The sequence below is a fragment of the Phaeobacter sp. JH20_08 genome, from assembly GCF_048056635.1.
GTDB classification, from domain to species: Bacteria; Pseudomonadota; Alphaproteobacteria; order Rhodobacterales; family Rhodobacteraceae; genus Phaeobacter; species Phaeobacter bryozoorum.
The window spans coordinates 71,713-90,479 of the sequence record NZ_JAYMVV010000004.1; the positions used below are offsets into that span (position 1 = coordinate 71,713).

General features: G+C 65.3%; 13 protein-coding genes and 1 pseudogene. 7 read left to right on the forward strand and 7 right to left on the reverse strand.

From position 1 onward, the window contains the following. Positions 1-15 precede the first annotated feature (15 nt). From dmpG to VWY75_RS02030, 3 genes are read left to right on the forward strand one after another with little or no spacing between them, the layout of a single operon-like run. The gene (dmpG, locus tag VWY75_RS02020; protein WP_416537870.1) at positions 16-1,044 is read left to right on the forward strand and encodes a 4-hydroxy-2-oxovalerate aldolase; all 1,029 of its coding nucleotides are present in this window, start codon (positions 16-18) and stop codon (positions 1,042-1,044) included. After that, positions 1,041-1,952: an acetaldehyde dehydrogenase (acetylating) gene (locus VWY75_RS02025; RefSeq protein WP_340547790.1), complete on the forward strand. Its 912-nt coding sequence runs from the start codon at positions 1,041-1,043 to the stop codon at positions 1,950-1,952. The genes dmpG and VWY75_RS02025 overlap by 4 nt, the downstream gene beginning before the upstream one ends. A 57-nt stretch (positions 1,953-2,009) precedes the next feature. After that, on the forward strand, positions 2,010-3,251 hold the full coding sequence (locus tag VWY75_RS02030) for an aminotransferase class I/II-fold pyridoxal phosphate-dependent enzyme (RefSeq protein ID WP_340547791.1): 1,242 nt from the start codon (positions 2,010-2,012) through the stop codon (positions 3,249-3,251). A gap of 49 nt (positions 3,252-3,300) precedes the next feature. On the opposite strand, the gene VWY75_RS02035 is transcribed toward VWY75_RS02030, so the two are convergent. Beyond that, positions 3,301-4,518, reverse strand: coding sequence for an MFS transporter (locus VWY75_RS02035; RefSeq protein ID WP_340547792.1), 1,218 nt, complete (start codon positions 4,516-4,518; stop codon positions 3,301-3,303). Between the two features lie 78 nt (positions 4,519-4,596). Continuing rightward, positions 4,597-6,840 carry a response regulator gene (locus tag VWY75_RS02040; protein WP_416541600.1) on the reverse strand — a complete coding sequence of 748 codons (2,244 nt, stop codon included), beginning with the start codon at positions 6,838-6,840 and terminating at the stop codon, positions 4,597-4,599. Positions 6,841-7,216: 376 nt separating this feature from the next. Between VWY75_RS02040 and VWY75_RS02045 the strand changes: the two genes are divergently transcribed. From VWY75_RS02045 to VWY75_RS02055, 3 genes are all read left to right on the forward strand, one after another. Next, positions 7,217-8,071: a delta-class carbonic anhydrase gene (locus tag VWY75_RS02045; protein WP_416537872.1), complete on the forward strand. Its 855-nt coding sequence runs from the start codon at positions 7,217-7,219 to the stop codon at positions 8,069-8,071. A 94-nt stretch (positions 8,072-8,165) separates the two neighbouring features. Further along, the gene (locus tag VWY75_RS02050; RefSeq protein WP_416537873.1) at positions 8,166-10,784 is read left to right on the forward strand and encodes a cation-translocating P-type ATPase; all 2,619 of its coding nucleotides are present in this window, start codon (positions 8,166-8,168) and stop codon (positions 10,782-10,784) included. A gap of 44 nt (positions 10,785-10,828) precedes the next feature. After that, positions 10,829-11,542 (forward strand): VIT1/CCC1 transporter family protein, encoded by a 714-nt coding sequence (locus VWY75_RS02055; RefSeq protein WP_416537901.1) that lies wholly within the window; start codon positions 10,829-10,831, stop codon positions 11,540-11,542. Positions 11,543-11,600: 58 nt separating this feature from the next. Here the strand turns inward: VWY75_RS02055 and VWY75_RS02060 are convergent, their stop codons facing one another. From VWY75_RS02060 to VWY75_RS02075, 4 genes and pseudogenes are all read right to left on the reverse strand, one after another. Then, positions 11,601-12,407, reverse strand: coding sequence for a formate/nitrite transporter family protein (locus VWY75_RS02060; RefSeq protein WP_416537874.1), 807 nt, complete (start codon positions 12,405-12,407; stop codon positions 11,601-11,603). Between the two features lie 120 nt (positions 12,408-12,527). Beyond that, a pseudogene (locus VWY75_RS02065) lies at positions 12,528-13,544 on the reverse strand (ABC transporter permease); the annotation flags it as partial. 108 nt (positions 13,545-13,652) lie between these two features. Continuing rightward, positions 13,653-16,343 carry a ribosome-associated ATPase/putative transporter RbbA gene (gene rbbA / locus VWY75_RS02070; RefSeq protein ID WP_416537875.1) on the reverse strand — a complete coding sequence of 897 codons (2,691 nt, stop codon included), beginning with the start codon at positions 16,341-16,343 and terminating at the stop codon, positions 13,653-13,655. Further along, the gene (locus VWY75_RS02075; RefSeq protein WP_416537876.1) at positions 16,340-17,335 is read right to left on the reverse strand and encodes an HlyD family secretion protein; all 996 of its coding nucleotides are present in this window, start codon (positions 17,333-17,335) and stop codon (positions 16,340-16,342) included. The genes rbbA and VWY75_RS02075 overlap by 4 nt, the downstream gene beginning before the upstream one ends. Before the next feature lie 172 nt (positions 17,336-17,507). On the opposite strand from VWY75_RS02075, the gene VWY75_RS02080 reads away from it, so the two are divergent. Continuing rightward, positions 17,508-17,912 (forward strand): c-type cytochrome, encoded by a 405-nt coding sequence (locus VWY75_RS02080; protein ID WP_416535331.1) that lies wholly within the window; start codon positions 17,508-17,510, stop codon positions 17,910-17,912. Between the two features lie 138 nt (positions 17,913-18,050). Here the strand turns inward: VWY75_RS02080 and VWY75_RS02085 are convergent. Next, on the reverse strand, positions 18,051-18,767 hold a 717-nt coding region (locus tag VWY75_RS02085; RefSeq protein ID WP_416541602.1), incomplete at its 5' end, for a Gfo/Idh/MocA family protein.

The following is an 18,767-nucleotide window of genomic DNA, read 5'->3' on the forward strand; positions in this document are numbered from 1 at the left end:
ACAAGGAGCCAGACCATGGCCATTGCCATTCACGACCCTACCCTGCGCGACGGCAATCATGCCATCGCCCATGCGCTGAGCCTTGACGATATTGCCGCCTATTGCCGGACCGTGGATGGCTGCGGCCTGGCGGTGGTCGAGGTCGGCCATGGCAATGGGCTGGGGGCCTCCTCTTTGCAGCTGGGCATGGCGCGCCATGCCGATATAGAGATGCTGGAAACCGCCCGCGCCAATCTCAGCCAGACCAAGCTGGGCATTCATGCGATCCCCGGTTTTGCCAAGATCTCGGACATCAAATCGGCCATCGGCGCCGGGGTGGATGTGTTCCGCATCGCGTCGCATTGCACCGAAGGCGATCTGACCCAGAGCTACATCGAATATGCCCGCAGCCAGGACAAATATGTTCAGGGTGTGCTGATGATGACCCATATGGCGCCTGCGGATGTGCTGCTGGCGCAGGCGCGGCGGCAGGTGTCCTATGGCGCCAATGCCATTGTCCTGATGGATTCCGCAGGCAATTACGACCCCCGCGACACAAGCGAGAAGATCGGCGTTCTGGCGGCTGAGCTGGAGGTGCCGGTGGGGTTTCACGCGCATAACAATCTGGGACTGGCGATTGCCAATTCCATTGCCGCCGCCGAGGCGGGCGCAACCATTCTGGATGGCACCATGCGCGGGTTTGGTGCCGGGGCCGGCAATACCCAGCTGGAGGTGCTCTGTGCGGTGCTGGAGCGCTACGGGTTTCAGACCGGAACCGATGTCTTTGCGCTCTGCGAGGCGGTGGAAGCGCTGCCCGAGCTGCCGCCGGTGCAGCGGCGCACCATCGTGGGCACCTCTAACCTGATCAGCGGCATCTACGGCGTCTGTGCCGGTTTTGAAAAACATGTGACCCGCGCGGCGCAGGATTTCGGCGTTGCACCACGGTTCATCTACGAAGAGCTGTCGCGCTGCAACGCCGTGGCCGGGCAGGAGGATCTGATCATCTCGGCGGCGGCGCGGCTGGCCCGGACGGCGGCACCCGCATTGGAAGGAGTGGACGCATGAAACTGAGAACCGCCATCATAGGCAGCGGCAATATTGGCTGTGACGTGCTGTGCAAGGTGCAGCGTTCCGCGCTGCTGGAGTGCACCCTGTTTGCCGGGCGCAATGCGGCATCGCCGGGGCTGGCGCTGGCCCGAAGCCGTGGCATCCCGGTGACTGATCGCGGGGCGGAGGGGCTGTTTGCCGCGCTCGACAGTTTTGATCTGGTGTTCGACGCCACCTCCTCGGCGGCGCATCAGGCCCATGCCCCGGCTTTGCAGGCGGCGGGCAAGGTGCTGATCAACCTGACCCCGGCTCCCAATGGTGCGCTCTGCGTGCCGTCGCTGAACGGCGATGCGCTGCTGGCGGCGGGCAATATCAACATGATCACCTGCGGCGGGCAGGCCTCGATCCCGATTGCCCAGGCGATGACGGCGGCGAACCCGGCGATCCACTATCTGGAGGTGGTGTCCTCGATCAGTGCCGAAAGCGCAGGGCCGGCCACGCGGCTGAACCTCAATCACTATATCGAAACCACCGAAGACGCGCTGCGGCAGTTCACCGGCTGCAACCGGGTGAAGGCGATCCTGAACATCAACCCGGCAAAGCCGAACGTCTATATGCAGACCGCAATCTCCGCGCTGGCAGAGCAGCATGATCTGGAGGCCACCCGGAGCGCTATCGCCGGGGCGGTGGCGCGGTTGCGCGCGGCGGTGCCGGGCTATGACGTGATCGTTGAGCCGCATGTTACCGGGGATAGGCTGTTCACCATGGTGCGGGTCACCGGGGCCGGAGATTATCTGGATCCGTCGGCGGGCAATCTGGATATCATCACCGCCGCCGCCACGCGGATGGCCGAGGCCATTGCCCGTGACCGCACCGCGCGGGACAGCCACCCGCCGGTGGCGCAGCCGATGGAGAGCGTGGCCTGATGCGCATGTCGGAGTTCCGGCGCTGTGGCGCCGCCATCGCAGGCCGGGGAGGTTGCCATGCCTGATCTGCCCGCGCTTCACCGCGACACGCCCTTCTGTCCGATTCTGGCGCTGGCCGGACGGATCCAGAGCCGCCCTGACCCGGTGGTCGATTTCTCTATCGGGGTGCCCAATTTCACACCGCCGCAGCGGGTTTACGAGGCGGCGATTGCCGCGATCCGTGCCGATCGCTGCCGCTATGGTCCGAGCCGGGGCGAGGCCGGGCTGATCGAGGCCTATCTGCACTATCTGGCTCAGCTGGGGCTGGATCAGTTCGGCGCGGAGAATATTGCCGTGGGACAGGGCGGCAAGCATCTGCTTTATGCGCTGTTTCAGGTGCTGTTCCAGCCCGGCGATACCGTGGTCATCCCGGCGCCCTGCTGGCCGACCTATTTCGACATTGCCCGGCTCAGCGGGGTTGAGGTGCGCACGCCCTATTGCGGGCTGCATCAGGGGTACAAGCTGGACCCCGCGACGCTGGAGGCGGCCTTGGGTGGGCGGCCTCGGGCGCTGGTGCTGAACAACCCGTCCAACCCCACCGGCGCGGTCTACAGCAGATCGGAGCTGGCGGCGCTGGCCGAGGTGCTGCGGCGCCATGATGTGTGGATCATCAGCGACGATGTCTACCAGCGCTTTGTCTATGCCGACGAGCCGTGCCCGCATCTGCTGGAGATCGCGCCCGATCTGGCGTCGCGGATCATCAAGGTGGACAGTATTTCAAAGCTATACGGGATGCCGGGATGGCGCGCGGGTCTGCTGGCTGCGCCAACAGAGGTGGCGGCGGCGGTTGCCACGCTCAACAGCAACTCGATCTCTAATATGCCGCCGGTGGTGGCCGCTGCCGCGGCGGAGGCGCTGGCGGGCGATCAGGGGTTCTCGCAGCGGATGACCGAGGGCTACCGGATGCGGCGGGATCTTCTGCTCACGGCGTTTGACAGCGCACCGCAGATCCGCTGCGCCCGCCCCGGCGGGGCATTCTACCTGTTCCCCGATATCTCGCGGGTCTTTGGCACCCTGCACCGGGGGCGGATGATCAGCACCGATGAGGATCTCTGCAATCTGCTGCTGGAAGAATATGGCGTGGCTGCTGTTCCCGGTCGTCATTTTGGCGCGCCGGACAATATCCGGCTGTCCTATGCCATCGACGCGGATCAGGTTCGGCTGGGCGCCAGTCAGATCCTGCGGTGCCTGGCAGAGCTGGAGGACACAGCGGCAGCGCGGCACACCGCCCGGCCGCCGGTGATGGAAGTCGTTTCCTGATCTGGCCGGGGTGGGCTGGCCGTCGCAGGTCAGCCTACCCCCGCGGGCATCAGTCCAGCCGCAGCCGGAGCGCGGCATAGACCAGCAGGAGGCCGCAGCAGCTGGCCGAGATCAGGAAAGGCGCGCGCAGGGCGAGGTCGCGGCCAAGCTCCGGTTCCAGCAGCGCCACGACGGCACCGCCCGTCAGCGCGCCAAGCGGCATCGAGCCCCAGCCAAAGCAGCGGTAGATGCTGTTCACCCGGCCCAGCAGTTCGGAGGGGATGCGGCGCTGGCGCCAGGAGACGGTGATCACGTTCCAGACCATCGCCGCCGCCATCACGCCAAACATCGCCAGCGCCATGATGATGCCGCTGCTGCTGACACCGATCAGCGCATAGCCAACCGCCCAGCCCGCAATCGACAGGTAAAGGCAGGGCTGCACCCCGATCAGGCGGCTGAGGCGCGGCGCAATCAGGCTGCCGGTCACAGCACCAAGGGCGGCAACCGACAGGACAAACCCGTATTCGGTAGGGCCGAGGCCAAGCACCTCCTGCGCGAAAAGCACCTCTACGGTGATGGTTGCGGTGGCGAGGAAATTGGCGATGCCAAGCACGACCGCCAGCCGCAGCAGCAGCCCATCGCCGCGCATGAAGGTGATGCCCTGCATCAGCGCCTTGCCAAAGCTCTGCTGAACCGGCGCGCGCGGCGACAGGCTGATCAGCCAGACAAAACCGGCCGCCAGCACCAGCACGACCACATCCAGTCCAAAGGGAATAGCGATGCCGACCGCGATCAGCAGGCCGGCGAGCGGCGGCCCGATGAACTGGCCGGTGAGCTGTTCGGCGGTCCACATCTGGCCATTTGCCGCCTCAAGATCGGAGCTGGCAACGATATCGGGCAGGATGGTCTGGGCGGCATTGTCGCGGATCACCTCCGCCGCGCCAAGGAGGAAGGCCAGGCCGGCCAGCGCCCAGATGGCCCCGGCGGCCGGCGCGCTGAGCGCGAGCATGAGGATGGCGAGCACGATCACGGCGCGCAGCAGGTCGGCGCGGGCTATCAGCTTGCGCCGGTCGGCCATATCCGCGATCACCCCGGCGGGCAGCGCAAAGAACAGCCAGGGCAGGCGACCGGCTGCGGCCACGGCGGCAATCGCCACCGGATCGCGGGTCATCAGCGTTGCCAGCCAGGGCAGCGCCAGCAGGATGAACCCATCGCCGAGGTTGGTCAGCGCCCCGGCTGTGAACAGCAGCCGGTAATTGCGGTTACGAAGCAGGAGCGGGGAGGCCATGGTGGGGATGCCCTGAGGTTGTTCCGGTCCGGCGATACTAGCGCGCAGGGGCTGCGCTGTCACGGCTGCCGGTGCCGCTCAATCGAGCCGATACCCGGCGCCGCGCAGGGTCACGATGGCGTCACCTTCGGGGCCGAATTTCTTGCGCAGGCGGCCGATATAGACATCAACGATATTGGTCATCGGGTCCGACTGCGTGCCCCAGACCGCATTCAGAATGCGTTCCCGGCTGAGGGCGCGGCCAATGTTCTTGATCAGCAGCACGGCCAGCTCGCGCTCCTTGCTGGAGAGCGCGACCGGGCGGCCGTCCACGTAGAATTCCAGCGCGCGGGGATCAAAGGAGAGGCCGCGATGGGTGATCACCTCATCGTCGGGTGTGCTCCCATAGCCGACCCGGCGGCGATGCAGCGCCTCCAGCCTTGCGACCAGCTCCTCAAAATCGAAGGGTTTGGGCAGGTAGTCGTCGGCACCGATGCGCAGGCCCGCGACCCGTTCGTCGGTTGAATCCAGCGCGGTGAGCATCAGAACAGGGGTGGTATTGGCGCGGGCGCGCATCCGCTGGCAGACCTCGATGCCGGAGATCCCCGGCAGCATCAGATCGAGGATCACCACATCAAAGTCGCGTGTTTGCAGGAACCCCAGCGCCAGTTCGCCATCCACCACGTGCTCGACGCTGAAGCCCTCAGCCTTCAACCCCCGGCGTATGAAATCGGCTACGCGCTCTTCATCCTCTACAAGCAGAATATTCATCAGCTGTTCTCTGGCGTCCTGTGACTTTGGGTCGGCATCCGTGGAGATCGTCAGCACAACCGTTGTGCCCCCCGTTGGGCGATCAAAGATCCGCGCCGAGCCGCCGTGGGCCTCGGCGATGGAGCGCACGATCGGCAGACCAAGGCCCAGCCCTTCGATATAGCGGCCGCTGGCGTTGGAGCCGCGAAAGAAGCGCTCGAAGGCCAGTTCCTTTTCCGCGTTATCCACGCCCGGCCCGTCATCGGACACCGCAATCTCAACGATATCGCCATGGGTCTGAAGGGTGACGGCGATCATGTCGCCGCCGTGGTATTTGGCATTTTCCAGCAGGGCGAGCACGGCCTGACGGATCCGCTGGCCATCGGCGATGACGATCACCTTGTCGCGCTGCGGCTCAAAGCCCACCTCGGCCCCGCAGAGTGCGATCACCTCGTGGATCAGCCTGATCAGATCGACGGGTTTCCTGACCAGTTCAAGCGAGCCGGATTCCTTGCGCGCGATGAACAGAAGGTCGCTGATCAGATTGGCGGTGTGATTGGCGGCCAGCCGGGTCTTGGTCAGGGCGTCCTTGTATTCCTCGACGGTTTTGTCGGCGCCGCGCAGCGCCACGTCACTTTCGCCCTGAATGACGGTCAGCGGGGTGCGCAGCTCATGGCTGACATCTGCCAGCAGCTGGCGGCGGTTCTGTTCGGATTTTCGCGCCTCGGTCAGCAGTTTTTCCAGCGTTTCGGTACGCTGGCGGACGGCCTGTTCCAGTTCCTCGTTCTGGGTGGTCAGGTTTTTGGTGCGGGCCGAGACCACTGCGGACATTTCATCCAGAACGCCGGCGATTTCCGACAGTTCGCTCCGCCCCGGCAGGGCGATCCGGCTGGAAAAATCCCCGGCCGCAAATTGCCGCACACCACCCAGAAGCTGCCTTAACGGGCGGGTGAATTCGCGGCGAAAGACAATCAGCGCGATGGCGGTGATGCAGAGAAAGGCCACCGCCAACCCAAAGGAGATCATGCGCACCAGCGCCATCTTTGCGCTGGCTTCGGCCTCAGCTCTTGAGACTTCCTCCTGCTCTTCGGTGAGCGCCGTTGAGATCAGCGTTCGGAAATCTTCCTTGATGTCTTCGTTGAGGGCCAGCGACACCTGGCGCCAGTCGCCACCGATGCCATCTGCGGCCTCGCGCGACTGCGCCCGCCGGTAAAGGTCGAGGATGTCGTCAATGATCTCCTCAATCTTGTCCAGCAGCATCAGCTCCGCCAGCTCCTCGTCGCCGACCAGCTCGATTTCCTGCTCAATGGCGGCGCGAATATTGGTGATATGGGTCTGGAGGCGGTCGGAAATATCGGTGATATCCGCCACCTGCCCGGTGTCATCGGCCAGCAGCAGATCGCCAAAACGCTTGAACAGAAGATAGGTGTCTGCCGCCAGTTTCAGATGGTGTTCAAAGGAGGTGTGAGCCAGCGAAATGCGGTAATTGTGCAGATCGCTTTGTCTGGCGGCCCAGACCGCAACTGACACACTGGCAGCGGCTGCCAGCAGTACCACGGCCGCGAAAATATTGACAATATGCACTATTTTCATTGGTCGAGGTGGTCCCGTCGTTGTGGGTCGGGCTGCCAATTGCGAGGTCAGCCGGTGCGGGGTTTGGGTTGGCTACGCACCGGCTGACCATAACCCTGTCAGGGCCGCCAGTGGTAGAGTTAGTTTGCAGCAATGACAGCGTCCTGACGAAATCATGAACAACAGATGAACGAATGCGCCGCCAAGGGCTGCTGACCGGCCATGATGCGTTCATCTCCCGTTCATATGCGGTCTTGGCTCCGTTCACAGTCCAGACAGTCACCTGTTGCCTGCCATGGTTAAAAAGGCATCGGGTGCCTTTTTCCTTCCCGTTGTGACCGGGACGCGATTGCGGCGGATGAACCCGGCACCGGCCCGGCAGAGGAAAGGACACGGGATGACCATTCAGAGAGTACTGGCGGCCGCCGCCGGGGCAGCGCTGACTGTCGCGACACTGGCCCATGCGGCGGATCAGGTCGGTGCCAGCGTGATCGACGCGCAGCGGCGGGCGCTGGCAGAGGCGGTTGCGGATCAGGGATTTGGCCCGCAGTCGCCGCGTGATCTCAGCTCGGCGGTGGGATCGAACAAGCGCGATTTTGCATTTGCGCCACCCGCCAGCCGAATGAACCTCTGCAACATCCATTTCCACGAAAGCGCAGAGCACAAGGGTGGTGAATTCACCAAATATGCCGGACATGGCGATGGTCAGGGCTATGGCACCGGGTATCTTTATTCAGGCGAGCTGACAGCGGCCGAGGTGGCCCCCTATGCCCGTCCGGTTGGCAGCACCGACCATGGCGCACTGGCGCCCGGTGACACGATCGAGGTGCATTATGTCTACAGCACGGCGCAGGTGGGACCGGGGCCGACGCTGGGATCCTGTCTGGATGTCGCCACGCTGAACCCGCAGCTGCGGGTCGAAACTCAGGTGATGGTGCTGGTCAATGATCCTGCCGCGCTGGATTTCGTGAGGCTGACCAAACATGAGTTTGTCGATGGCTATCATCAGGCAATCCATCTTCCGCAGGATATGGGTACGCCGGTGCAATATACCGGATCGACGACCGGTCCGGCCTATAATGAGACCGGCTCTCCCGTGCAGGTCACCTGGAGCGTTCGCCCCAAGGTGGCCAAGGTGAGCATTGCCTCGGTGGAGGCATGGTTGGGCGACAATGCCTTTGACGAAGATCATGCCCATGGCGTGCGCACCCTCGTGGTCAATCCCGATCTGCTGTCGCCGATGTCCCGCTAGGAGCTGGACCTGCGGCACCACAGCAGTTGCCCGAAGGGTGCGGAGTGCGGCAGGCTGGGGCAGCAGCCTGTGGCGGCTGCGGAGGGCAGAGCGGATGGAACACCCGGTTCAGGACAATGGTGGCGGGCGGCTCGGCGGGCTGACGCGGCAGCAGGCGGAGGCGGCGCGGCGTCAATACGGATGGAATGAGCTGCCGCAGGGCAAACGCACCGGGCCTTTGCGGGTGTTCCTGCGCCAGTTCAGCAATTTCCTGGTGCTGATCCTGATTGCGGCCGGGATCATCGCCTTTGCGCTTGGCGAATATGCCGACACGCTGGCGATCGGACTGGTGATCGGGCTGAACGGGGTTCTGGGCTTTGTGCAGGAATGGCGGGCGGAGACCGCGCTGGAAAGCCTGCGCAGCCTGCTGTCGCCGCAGGCGCTGGTGGTGCGTGATGGGCGCGAGCAGGTGATCGCGGCGCGCGAGCTGGTGCCGGGCGATCTGATCATTCTGGAGGCGGGCGCCCGGGTGCCTGCCGATGCGCGCCTGCACGAAGCTGCCGGACTATCGTTGGATGAGAGCGCGCTGACCGGGGAATCGGTTCCGGTGGACAAGGCGCCCGGCACAGACACGGCAGAGGTGTTTGCCGGAACGGTTGTGGCGGCGGGCCGCGCGCTGGCGGTGGTCACCGCGACCGGCGCGCGCACCGCCTTTGGCGAGATCGCATTGCTGACCGGATCGGTGGGGCTGAAGAAGACAAACCTGCAGGTGCAGCTGGGCCGTCTGGCGCGGCAGCTGGGGTTTGCGGCGCTGGGTGTTTCCGCCGCGATTCTGGCGCTGGGGCTTTATATGGGGCGGGACGCGGCGGAGATGTTCATGACCGGCCTGTCGCTGTCGGTGGCGATGGTGCCCGAAGGCCTGCCCGCGGTGGTCACCATCACCCTGGCGCTGGGGGCGGCGGCGATGGTGCGGCAGAAAGCTTTGGCGCGGCGGTTGCAGGCGGTGGAAACGCTGGGTGCGGCCTCGGTCATCTGCACCGACAAGACCGGCACCCTGACGGAAAACAAGATGACGGCGACACGGGTCTGGACGCTGGACCGCAGCTATGAGGTGACCGGCACCGGCTATGATCCGGCGGGCCATATCGCCTGCAACGGCATGGTCACCGGCGCGCGGGAGGACGCGGTGCTGGCAGAGCTGCTGGAGGCGGGGCTGACCTGCACCCATGCCAGCCTGCACCGCGAGGGGGATCATTGGCAGATGACCGGCGCCCCGACCGAGGGCGCGCTGGTGACCCTCGGCTACAAGGGCTGGGCAGAGCTGCCGCCGCCGGATGCGGTGCTGGCGGAAATCCCCTTCAGCAGCGAGCGCAAGCGGATGAGCGTGCTGGCGCGCAGCGGCGGCGGCGGAAAGGTCCTGACCAAGGGCGCGCCGGAGCAGGTTCTGAGCCTTTGCACAGAAGTGCTGACGCAGGACGGCCCGCGGAAGCTGGGCGCAGGGGAGGCGGCGGCCATCACCGACGCCTATGAGGCGATGGCGGCAGAAGGGCTGCGGGTGATCGGGCTGGCATCTGGCGCCGCGCAGGGCGGAGAGATCCGTGAGCAGGACATGACCTTCCTCGGGCTGGCGGGGCTGATTGATCCGCCGCGACCCGAAGTGCGGGACGCCATCGGCGCGGCGCGGGCGGCGGGTATCCGGGTGATCATGATCACCGGCGACAGCCCGCTGACCGCCAAGGCGATTGCGGCCCAGCTGGGGCTGCCTGCCGGAAAGACACTGACCGGCGATGCGCTGGAGGCGCTGGAGGATGCGGAGCTGGACCGGCTGTTGCAGCAGGATGTGCTGTTTGCCCGCACAAGGCCCGCCCACAAGATGCGGATCGTCTCGGCCTTGCAATCGCAGCATCAGATCGTGGCGATGACCGGCGACGGGGTGAACGACGCACCGGCCCTGAAGCAGGCCGACATCGGGGTTTCAATGGGGGTGCGGGGCACGGATGTGGCCAAGGATGCCTCTGACCTGGTGCTGCTGGACGATAATTTTGCCACCATCGTGCGGGCGATTGGCGAGGGGCGGCGGCAGTTCGCCAATGTGCGCAAATTCGTGCGCTACCTCTTGTCCTCCAACGCGGGCGAGGTGATTGCGCTGTTGATCAACATCCTGATCGGCGGGCCGCTGATCTTTCTGGCGACGCAGATCCTGTGGATGAACCTTGTGACCGACGGGGTCACGGCGGTGGCGCTGGGGCTGGAGAAGGGTGAGCCGGACCAGATGGCGCATCCGCCGCGCCAGAAAGACACGCCGATCCTGGGCAAGGCCGGGCTGCTGAGCATTCTGGCGCTGGGGCTTTATACCGGGCTGGCCAGCCTGTGGCTGTTCCTGCATCTTTTGGACGGCAACGAGGATCTGGCCCGCACCGCCGCCTTTACCGCCATGGTGGTTTTTGAGAAGGCGAGCGTCTTTGCCTTCCGCTCCTTGCATCTGCCGTGCTGGCGGATCGGGGTGTTCAGCAATCCGCTGCTGCTGGCGGCGCTGGTGGTGACCATCGGGGCGCAGGTGGCGGCGGTCTACTGGCCGCCCTTGCAGGTGATGCTGCATACGGTGCCGCTGCAAGGGGAGCACTGGGGGCTGATCGCGCTGCTGGTGCTGCCCATCCTGCTGGTGCCGGAGGGGCTGAAAACCCTGCGTTATCTCAGTGGTCAACGCCAGCGGAGGGCAGTGGCGGCAGCTTGACCTCCGTCAAGGCGGCGGGGGCCACTCCGGGGCATCCTGCGGGCATGGAGAAGGATCACGGTCACAGCAAGGACGACATCGCGCAGCGGCTGGCTGGCAGCAATGGCACCGGGCGGCTCAGGGATGCGGTTTATGGTGGCATTGACGGCGCGGTCACCACCTTTGCGATTGCTGCGGGGGTCGAGGGCGCGGGGTTTTCCCCTGCGGTGATCATCGCCCTTGGCATTGCCAACGTACTGGCGGACGGGTTTTCTATGGCTGCGGCCAATTATCTGGGGACCAAGGCGGATCTGGACGACCGGCGGCGTCTCTACGAGGTGGAAAAGCGTCATATTCGCCAGTACCCGGAGGGTGAGCGCGAGGAGCTGCGCCAGATCTTTCAGGAGCTGGGGCTGAGCGGCGACGTGCTGGAGGGCGCGGTGGCATCGGTGACCGCCAAGCCGGAGAAATGGATCGCGCTGATGCTGACCAGCGAATATGGGCTGGCGCCGGCAGAACCCAACCCGGTGGCGGCGGCGCTGACGACTTTTGCGGCGTTCATGGCGGCGGGCATCGTGCCGCTTCTGCCGTTCATTCTGGGGCTGCCCGATCCGTTCCTGACCGCCGCGCTGGCCACCGGGGCGGTGTTTTTCGGCATTGGCGCCAGCAAGAGCGTCTGGTCGCTGGCGCCCTGGTGGAAATCCGGGCTGGAGACATTGGCAATCGGTTCCTGCGCCGCTGCTGTCGCCTATCTGGCAGGCAGCCTGTTCCGGGTCTGACCCGCAGCAACGGGGCGGCGGCGCCCGCGCGCGCTATGGCTTTCAGGGTGCTGCGGCTTCAGCGGCTTTGCACGGGTGGCTTCTGCGTGGTGCCACCGAGGAAGGCGAACCAATAGGCCAGAGCGACGCCGCCCGCGCCGCCCACGATATTGCCCAGCGTGACCCAAAGCAGGTTGGCGGCCGCTGCGACAAGCGGGACATCGGCCCCTGCGGCCCAGCCTTGCGGGAAGAAATACATATTGGCGATGGAGTGTTCGAGCCCCAGCAGCACAAAGGCGGTGATCGGCCAGAGGATGGCCAGAACCTTGCCCGCAGCGGTGCGGGCGGCAAAGGACAGCCAGACGGCTAGGCAGACCAGCGCATTGCACAGCGCGCCCCGCATAAGGGCCTCAAGCGGGGTCAGCCCGGCCTTCGCCTCGGCGATGCCGGCGGCGGTTGTGCCCATCGCACCATCCAGCAGCCCGGTCACGGCAAAGGCGGCCGCCAGCCCGGCCGCGCCCGCGAGATTGCCGAGATAGACCACGCCCCAGCTGCGCAACAGCAGGCGCAGCGGGATCCTGCGGTCCACCGCGGCGATCACCATCAGCACGTTGCCGGTGAACAGCTCCGCCCCGGCAATCACCACAAGGATCAGCCCAAGCGAGAACACCGCGCCACCCAGCACGCGGAGCGGTCCGGTCACAGGGGCCGCACCTCCGAGGGTCATCGTATAGGCCGCCGCCCCAAATCCGATAAAGGCGCCCGCCAGCATCGCCAGCACGAACATCTGGGGCAGCGGCAGCCGCGCCTTGGCGGTGCCGGCGGTTTCCACCAATGCGGCGATTTCGGCGGGTTTATAGGCGTCAAAAGTGGGCGTTTTGGTCATCTGTCGGCTCCGGAAGTTATGGGGGCATGGGCGGGGCAGCGGCCGCACCAGTAGATCATTCCCGCTGGCCGCTGCCATGATCCCGATCAAGGTGCCACAACGGGCAGGCAACCGGGCGCGCTATCGGTCCTGCGCCACCGAGCGGCGGAACAGCAGGAGGCTGGTGGCCAGCAGCGCGGCGCCCAGCAGCGCCATCCACAGGAACTCCGGCCAGACGGTTTCAACCCCTGCGCCCTTGAACACGATGGCCTGGCTCGCGGCCATGTAATGGCGCGAGGGCAGCAGGGTGGTGATGGCCTGCAACCAGTCCGGCTGGCTTTCCACCGGGGTTTCGCCGCCCGACAGCATCAGCATCGGCAGGATCGTGAGCATCACCAAGAGCGCAAACTGCGCCATCGAACGCGCGACCGTGGCCAGAAACACCCCCAGCGCGGTGGCGGTGAACAAAAACAGCGCCGTGCCGCAGAGGAAGAGAATCTTTGACCCGGCAATGGTGATGCCCAGCACCCCCTGCATCACAAAACCCAGCGACAGCGCCCCCGCAACCAGCACCACGGCAGCGTTGGCCCAGATCTTCGCCACCGCGATGTCAAAGGGCGACAGCGGCATTGCCAGCAGGTGTTCAATGGTGCCGTGCTCGCGTTCGCGGATCATCGCCGCGCCGGTCAGGATCGTGGTCAGCCACATGATCTGGCCGATCAGCGCGTTGATGCCGGCAAAGCGCATGGTGTCGCGGTTGGGGTTGAAGGCGCTGCGGATGATGATGCCAAGGGGCTGCGGCTGGGCCAGATCGGCGCCGATGGCAAAGCGGCGGATCTCGGCGCTGAGAATACTGGTGATGTAATGCACGCCAATGCCCGCCTGTTCCATCGCGGTGGCGTCGATCAGCACCTGTATTTCCGGCACCCGCGCGGCGCGCAGGTCCTTTTCAAAGCCGGGCGGCACCGCCACCACAAACAAAAAATCGCCCGCATCCATCCGCGCCGCGCCGGTGCCCGGCTCTATCTGGACAACAGGCTGGAATTCGGGCGGAAAGAACGCCTCCGCCAGGGTGCGCGACAGGGGCGAGTTGTCCTCATCCGCAAAGGCGATCGAGGCGTTGTTGACCGAGGTGGCCACGCCCGTTGCCTCCATCACCGGCGACAGGGTGAAGGACCAGACCAGAAGCGCCATCATCACCCAGTCGCGGCGCAGGCTCATCATCTCCTTGAGGCCGAGCCAGACTATGCGGGACAGGCGCTGCATCTACTTCTCCTGCGCCCTGAGCGCCAGCGCGGCCAGCAGGGTGAACACCGGACCGAAGCAGGCCAGCGCCAGAATGTCCGGCAGCAGCGCCTCCCAGCCCAGCCCCTTGGTGAAGGCGCCGACGTTCAGATGCAGAAAATAAGACGACGGCCATAGTGAGCCGATGGTCTGGGCGCCGCCCTCCAGCGTCGAGACCGGCTGCAACAGGCCGGAGAACTGGATCGTCGGCACCACCGAGGCGATGGTGGTTGCAAAAGTGGCTGCCACCTGGCTGGAGGTCATGGTGGCAATCAGCAGCCCGTAGGAGGTGGCGGCCCAGACATAGAGAAGCGCGCCAAGGGCCAAGGGCAGCGGATCGCCCTTGAGCGGCACCCCGAAGACCGCGATGGTCATTGCCGTCAGCAGCAGGAAGTTCAGATAGGCAATCACGATATAGGGGATCTGCTTGCCGATCAGGAACTCAAACCGGGTGGTCGGGGTGACGTAGAAATTGGTGATCGAGCCCAGCTCCTTTTCCCGCGCGACGCTGACCGCCATCAGCACGGCGGGCAGCATGATCAGCAGGATCGCGGGCATGGCCGGGGCCATTGCGGCGATGCTCTCGAAGCTCTGGTTGTAGCGGAATCGCGGCTCTATCCGGGCGAGTTCGGGCTGGCGGGTGCCGCTGGCGGCGGCCTGTGCACTGAGGAAGGACTGATGCAGCCCGGCGGCGTAGCCCTCCACCGTCTCTCCCTTGAAGGGGATGGCGCCATCGACGATGGCGAGCACCTCTGTCGGCTCATTTGTGCGCAGCTTGCGACCAAAGTCAGGCGGCAGTTCGATCACCAGCGAGACCTCGCCCGAGACCAGCCGGCTGCGGCCCTCGGCAGCGCTGGACAGCGGCAGGGTGGGGCGGAAGTAGCGGGAGCCGGAAATCTCCGCCAGATAGGCGCGGCTTTCGGGGCTTTGCGACAAATCGAGCGCGGCATAGTCCAGTTCATCTATGTCGAGCGAAATGCCGAAGCAGAACACCAGCATCAGGATCAGCGAGCCAAGGAAGGCAAAGGCGAGGCGCACCGGGTCGCGCAGCACCTCAACCGTTTCGCGTCGGGCATAGGCCAGCGCGCGGGTGGGACCGCCCGCGGCGCTGCCCGTTGTCTGAACCGCTGTTTGCGGAGCGGAGACCGGGGGCGGCGGATCAGCGGCCTTGAGGATGGAAATAAACGCCTCCTCCAGGCTGTCGGCCGCCTCGGCGGCCATCAGGTCTTCGGGGGTGCCTTCGGCCAGAACCTTGCCCGCGTGCATGAAGGATACCCGGTCGCAGCGTTCCGCCTCGCCCATGAAATGGGTGGAGACGAAGATCGTCACGCCCTCGTTGCGCGACAGCTCGACCAGCAATGCCCAGAACATGTCGCGCGCCTCAGGATCGACGCCGGAGGTCGGCTCGTCCAGAATCAGTACGCGTGGGCGGTGGATCACCGCAACCGCCAGCGACAGGCGCTGCTTGATGCCCAGCGGCAGGGCGGCAGCAAGGGAGGAACGATGCGCCGCAAGGCCGAAGCGCTGCGTCAGCTCCGCAATCCGGGCCGCGCGGTCGGGAATTGCAAAGATTCGGGCGTGAAGTTGCAGGTTCTGCTCGACGGTCAGTTCGCCGTAGAGCGAAAACGCCTGGCTCATATAGCCGATCTCGCGGCGCATGGCGCGGTTCCTGGCATCCACCGGCCTGCCGAACAGCTGCGCCGCGCCGGAGCTGATGGGCAACAGGCCCGTCAGCATCTTCATGGTGGTCGACTTGCCGCAGCCGTTGGAGCCGAGAAAGCCGAAGATCTCACCGCGCCTTATGCTGAAATCGACGCTGTCCACCGCCACGAAATCGCCAAAGCGGCGGGTGAGACCGCGCGCGGTAATCACCGGCTCGCCGCTATGTGCTGCTGGTGTTGGGTGTGGAACCGGCGGCGGGCTGCCCTTTGCCCGCAGCTGGCGGTAGGCGGTTTCCAGATCACCGGTCCGGCCCTTCAGCTTATCCGGCGAGCCCTGGAACAGCACGCGGCCTGCATCCATGGCGACAATCCAGTCAAAGCTCTGCGCCTCCTCCATATAGGCGGTGGACACCAGCACGGTGAGGCCGGGGCTGGTGTCCCGGATGGCACCGATCAGCGCCCAGAACTGGCGGCGCGACAAGGGATCAACGCCGGTGGTCGGTTCATCGAGCACCAAGAGTTTCGGGTCATGGATCAGGGCGCAGCAGAGGCCCAGCTTCTGCTTCATACCGCCCGACAGCTTGCCCATCAGCCGGTCTGCAAAGGGTGCGAGCCCGGTGGCAGACAGCAGCGATGCAATCCTCGCCTCCCGCTCTGCCGCCCGCTGCCCGAACAGGCGTGAGAAAAATTCGAGGTTTTCGCGCACGGAGAGTTCGGGGTACAGATTGCGACCCAGCCCCTGCGGCATGAAGGCAATGGCCGAGCAGATGCGGCGCCGGTGGGCGACGTCAGCGATCGGGCCGCCCAGCACGTCTATCGACCCGGCCTGCAATTTCTTGGCACCAGTGATCAGGCTCAGAAGGGTGGATTTTCCGACGCCATCCGGCCCGATGAAGCCCACCAGCTGACCGGGCGGCAGATCCAAGGTGATGTCATCCAGCGCGATATGCCTGCGGTAGCGATGAGAGACCTTGGCGATGCGGATGCCGGGGGTGCCTGCGGCGGAGATCATTCGAACAGCTCAGCCGGGATGCGCCGGTCCAGCGCTTCGGGCCATTCCATCGCGGGGTCGAGCCGGATCACCGCGACGCCGCGCAGGCCGGTTTTCACATGTTCGATCCGCGCTGCCACCAGATCCTGTGGGATGCGGACGCGGACGCGGAACACCAGCTGTTCGCGCTCGCTGAGGGTCTCGACCTGTTTTGGGGTGAACTGCGCCTCTGGCGAGACAAAGGTGACGGTGGCGGGAATGGCGTAATCGGGCAGGGCGTCCAGCACGATGCGGGCCTCGGCTCCGATCGGCAGAAGCCCGGCCTCGCGGGCGGGCAGGAACACTTCCATATAGATGTTTTCCAGACTGAGAAGCGTCAGGATCGGCCCACCGGCGCCAACCACCTCGCCCGGTTCCGCCAGCCGGTAGAGCACCCGGCCCGGCATCGGCGCGATCAGCGTGCTGTCCTCGATCTGGGCGGCGATCCGGCGGACCTCGGCCTCTGCCGCCGCGATCCCGGCCTCGGCGGTGGCGACCCGCGCCTCTGCCGCGCCCAGCACCGCCTCGGCCACCGAATGGATGGTGTCGCGCTCCTCATGGAGGGTTTCGGAGATATTGCGCCCGGCCAAGAGCGCGGTGGCGCGCTCCAGCTCATGCTCGGCGCGGCGGTGCTCGCTCTGGCGTTGCACCACCAGCGCCTCTGCCTCGGCCCTGGTCTGGCGCGCCAGCGCGACTTCGGCGCGGGCCCGGTCATGCGTCGCCGCCAGCTCATCGGTGTCCATCACCACCAGAACATCGCCAGCCGCAACCAGACTGCCCTCAGCCGTCAGTACCTTGGCCACCCGACCCGCCCTTGCCGGGGCAATCTCCACCTGTTCGGCCTCGATCCGGCCATTGCCCTGCACGAAACCCTCCGGCAGCTCTGCGCCGTTTTCCGAAACAAACAGATACGCCGCAGCCGCCAGCAGCAGCGCGGCGGCGGCAGTCAGAAAAACACCCGTTGTTCTGGTCATGGCACAGCACCCCGATCCCGTTGCGTCCTTTGCGGAGCCTAGATGATCTTAGCCCCGGCCACCTTGCGCTGGGTCAATCCGGCGGTGCGGGAATGCTGCTATGATCGGACGGCGGTCACCGGACAAACCCGGGACATGCGCCGCGGCAGGTTTGACACAAAGGAGAACAGCCATGCTGATGCGGCTCGCAGCGATACTGGCGATTGCGGCAGGACCGGTCTGGGCACAGGAGGCCGACAGCGATGAGGGTAGGGACCTGTTTCTGTATTTCTGTGCGGAGTGCCACGGAAAGGATGCTGCCAGCCTTGGCCCCATGGCCGAGATGATGGCGCTGCGCCCGCCGGATCTGACCCAGCTGGCGACGCGAAACGGCGGCGATTTTCCGGTTGAAGCCGTGGCCAGGCAGATCGACGGACGGCAACCGATTGCCGCCCATGGCGATATGCCGATGTTCGGCCCGACGCTGGACGAGGACAAATATGTCGCCCTTGCGCTGCCCAGCGGCCAGCCGATGATGGTGCCCCGGTCGCTCAGCAGTCTGATTGCTTATCTGCAAACGGTGCAGGACAAGCGCTGAGCAGCCGACTGACGGGCAGCGTCAAATATCAACATAACACAGATTATATGCTTTGATGCTGCGGCTCAGGAGGCGCAACGCCCCGCTTCGGCTAGTTCGCTGTCGGGGGGCATTGCATTGGTGGCGCGCTGATTGGGATTACCGGGTGACCCAGGAGCCGCCGTCGGCGGAGGACGCCTGAGCTGCGGAGATGAACCACATCCCATCCAGCCCTGCCTGAAGACCCGGCAGCATCGGATTGTCGGTGCGGTTTTCGATCACCTCGGCAATATCGGTGTAAAGCGTTGCAAACCCTTCCAGATAGCCCTCTGGATGACCGGGCGGAACGCGGGTCCAGTCGGGTCCGATGCCAGCCCCGCCACGGGTCAGGATCTGCTTTGGTTCTCCAAAACGGGTGAAACTCATCTGATTGGGGTCCTCATGCCCCCATTCAAGACCACCCTTATCGCCGAAGATCCGCAGGCGTAGGCTGTTTTCGCAGCCAACGGCGATCTGGCTGGCCCAGATCATGCCACGCGCGCCGCCGTCGTAGCGCAGCAGGATATGGGCGTTGTCATCGACCCGGCGTCCCGGCCCGAAGCTGTGCAGCTCTGCCGAGAGCGCCTCCGGGGTCAGACCGCTGACAAAACAGGCAATGTTAAAGGCATGGGTGCCGATATCGCCAATGGCGCCTGCGCCGGACTGTGAGGGATCGGTGCGCCAGGCGGCCTGTTTGTGGCCGTCCTGTTCAATCGGATCGGTCAGCCAGTCCTGGGCATATTCCGCCTGCACCAGCCGGATCCGACCAAGATCGCCGCGCGCGATCATGGCGCGGGCCTGTCGCAGCAGCGGATAGCCGGTATAATTATGGGTCAG

Excerpts from the sequence above, each read along its gene's own strand:
- dmpG (WP_416537870.1), top strand. The coding sequence starts at position 16 with ATGGCCATTGCCATTCACGACCCTACCCTGCGCGACGGCAATCATGCC.
- VWY75_RS02025 (WP_340547790.1), top strand. The coding sequence starts at position 1,041 with ATGAAACTGAGAACCGCCATCATAGGCAGCGGCAATATTGGCTGTGAC.
- VWY75_RS02030 (WP_340547791.1), top strand. The coding sequence starts at position 2,010 with ATGCCTGATCTGCCCGCGCTTCACCGCGACACGCCCTTCTGTCCGATT.
- VWY75_RS02035 (WP_340547792.1), bottom strand. The coding sequence starts at position 4,518 with ATGGCCTCCCCGCTCCTGCTTCGTAACCGCAATTACCGGCTGCTGTTC.
- VWY75_RS02040 (WP_416541600.1), bottom strand. The coding sequence starts at position 6,840 with ATGAAAATAGTGCATATTGTCAATATTTTCGCGGCCGTGGTACTGCTG.
- VWY75_RS02045 (WP_416537872.1), top strand. The coding sequence starts at position 7,217 with ATGACCATTCAGAGAGTACTGGCGGCCGCCGCCGGGGCAGCGCTGACT.
- VWY75_RS02050 (WP_416537873.1), top strand. The coding sequence starts at position 8,166 with ATGGAACACCCGGTTCAGGACAATGGTGGCGGGCGGCTCGGCGGGCTG.
- VWY75_RS02055 (WP_416537901.1), top strand. The coding sequence starts at position 10,829 with ATGGAGAAGGATCACGGTCACAGCAAGGACGACATCGCGCAGCGGCTG.
- VWY75_RS02060 (WP_416537874.1), bottom strand. The coding sequence starts at position 12,407 with ATGACCAAAACGCCCACTTTTGACGCCTATAAACCCGCCGAAATCGCC.
- rbbA (WP_416537875.1), bottom strand. The coding sequence starts at position 16,343 with ATGATCTCCGCCGCAGGCACCCCCGGCATCCGCATCGCCAAGGTCTCT.
- VWY75_RS02075 (WP_416537876.1), bottom strand. The coding sequence starts at position 17,335 with ATGACCAGAACAACGGGTGTTTTTCTGACTGCCGCCGCCGCGCTGCTG.
- VWY75_RS02080 (WP_416535331.1), top strand. The coding sequence starts at position 17,508 with ATGCTGATGCGGCTCGCAGCGATACTGGCGATTGCGGCAGGACCGGTC.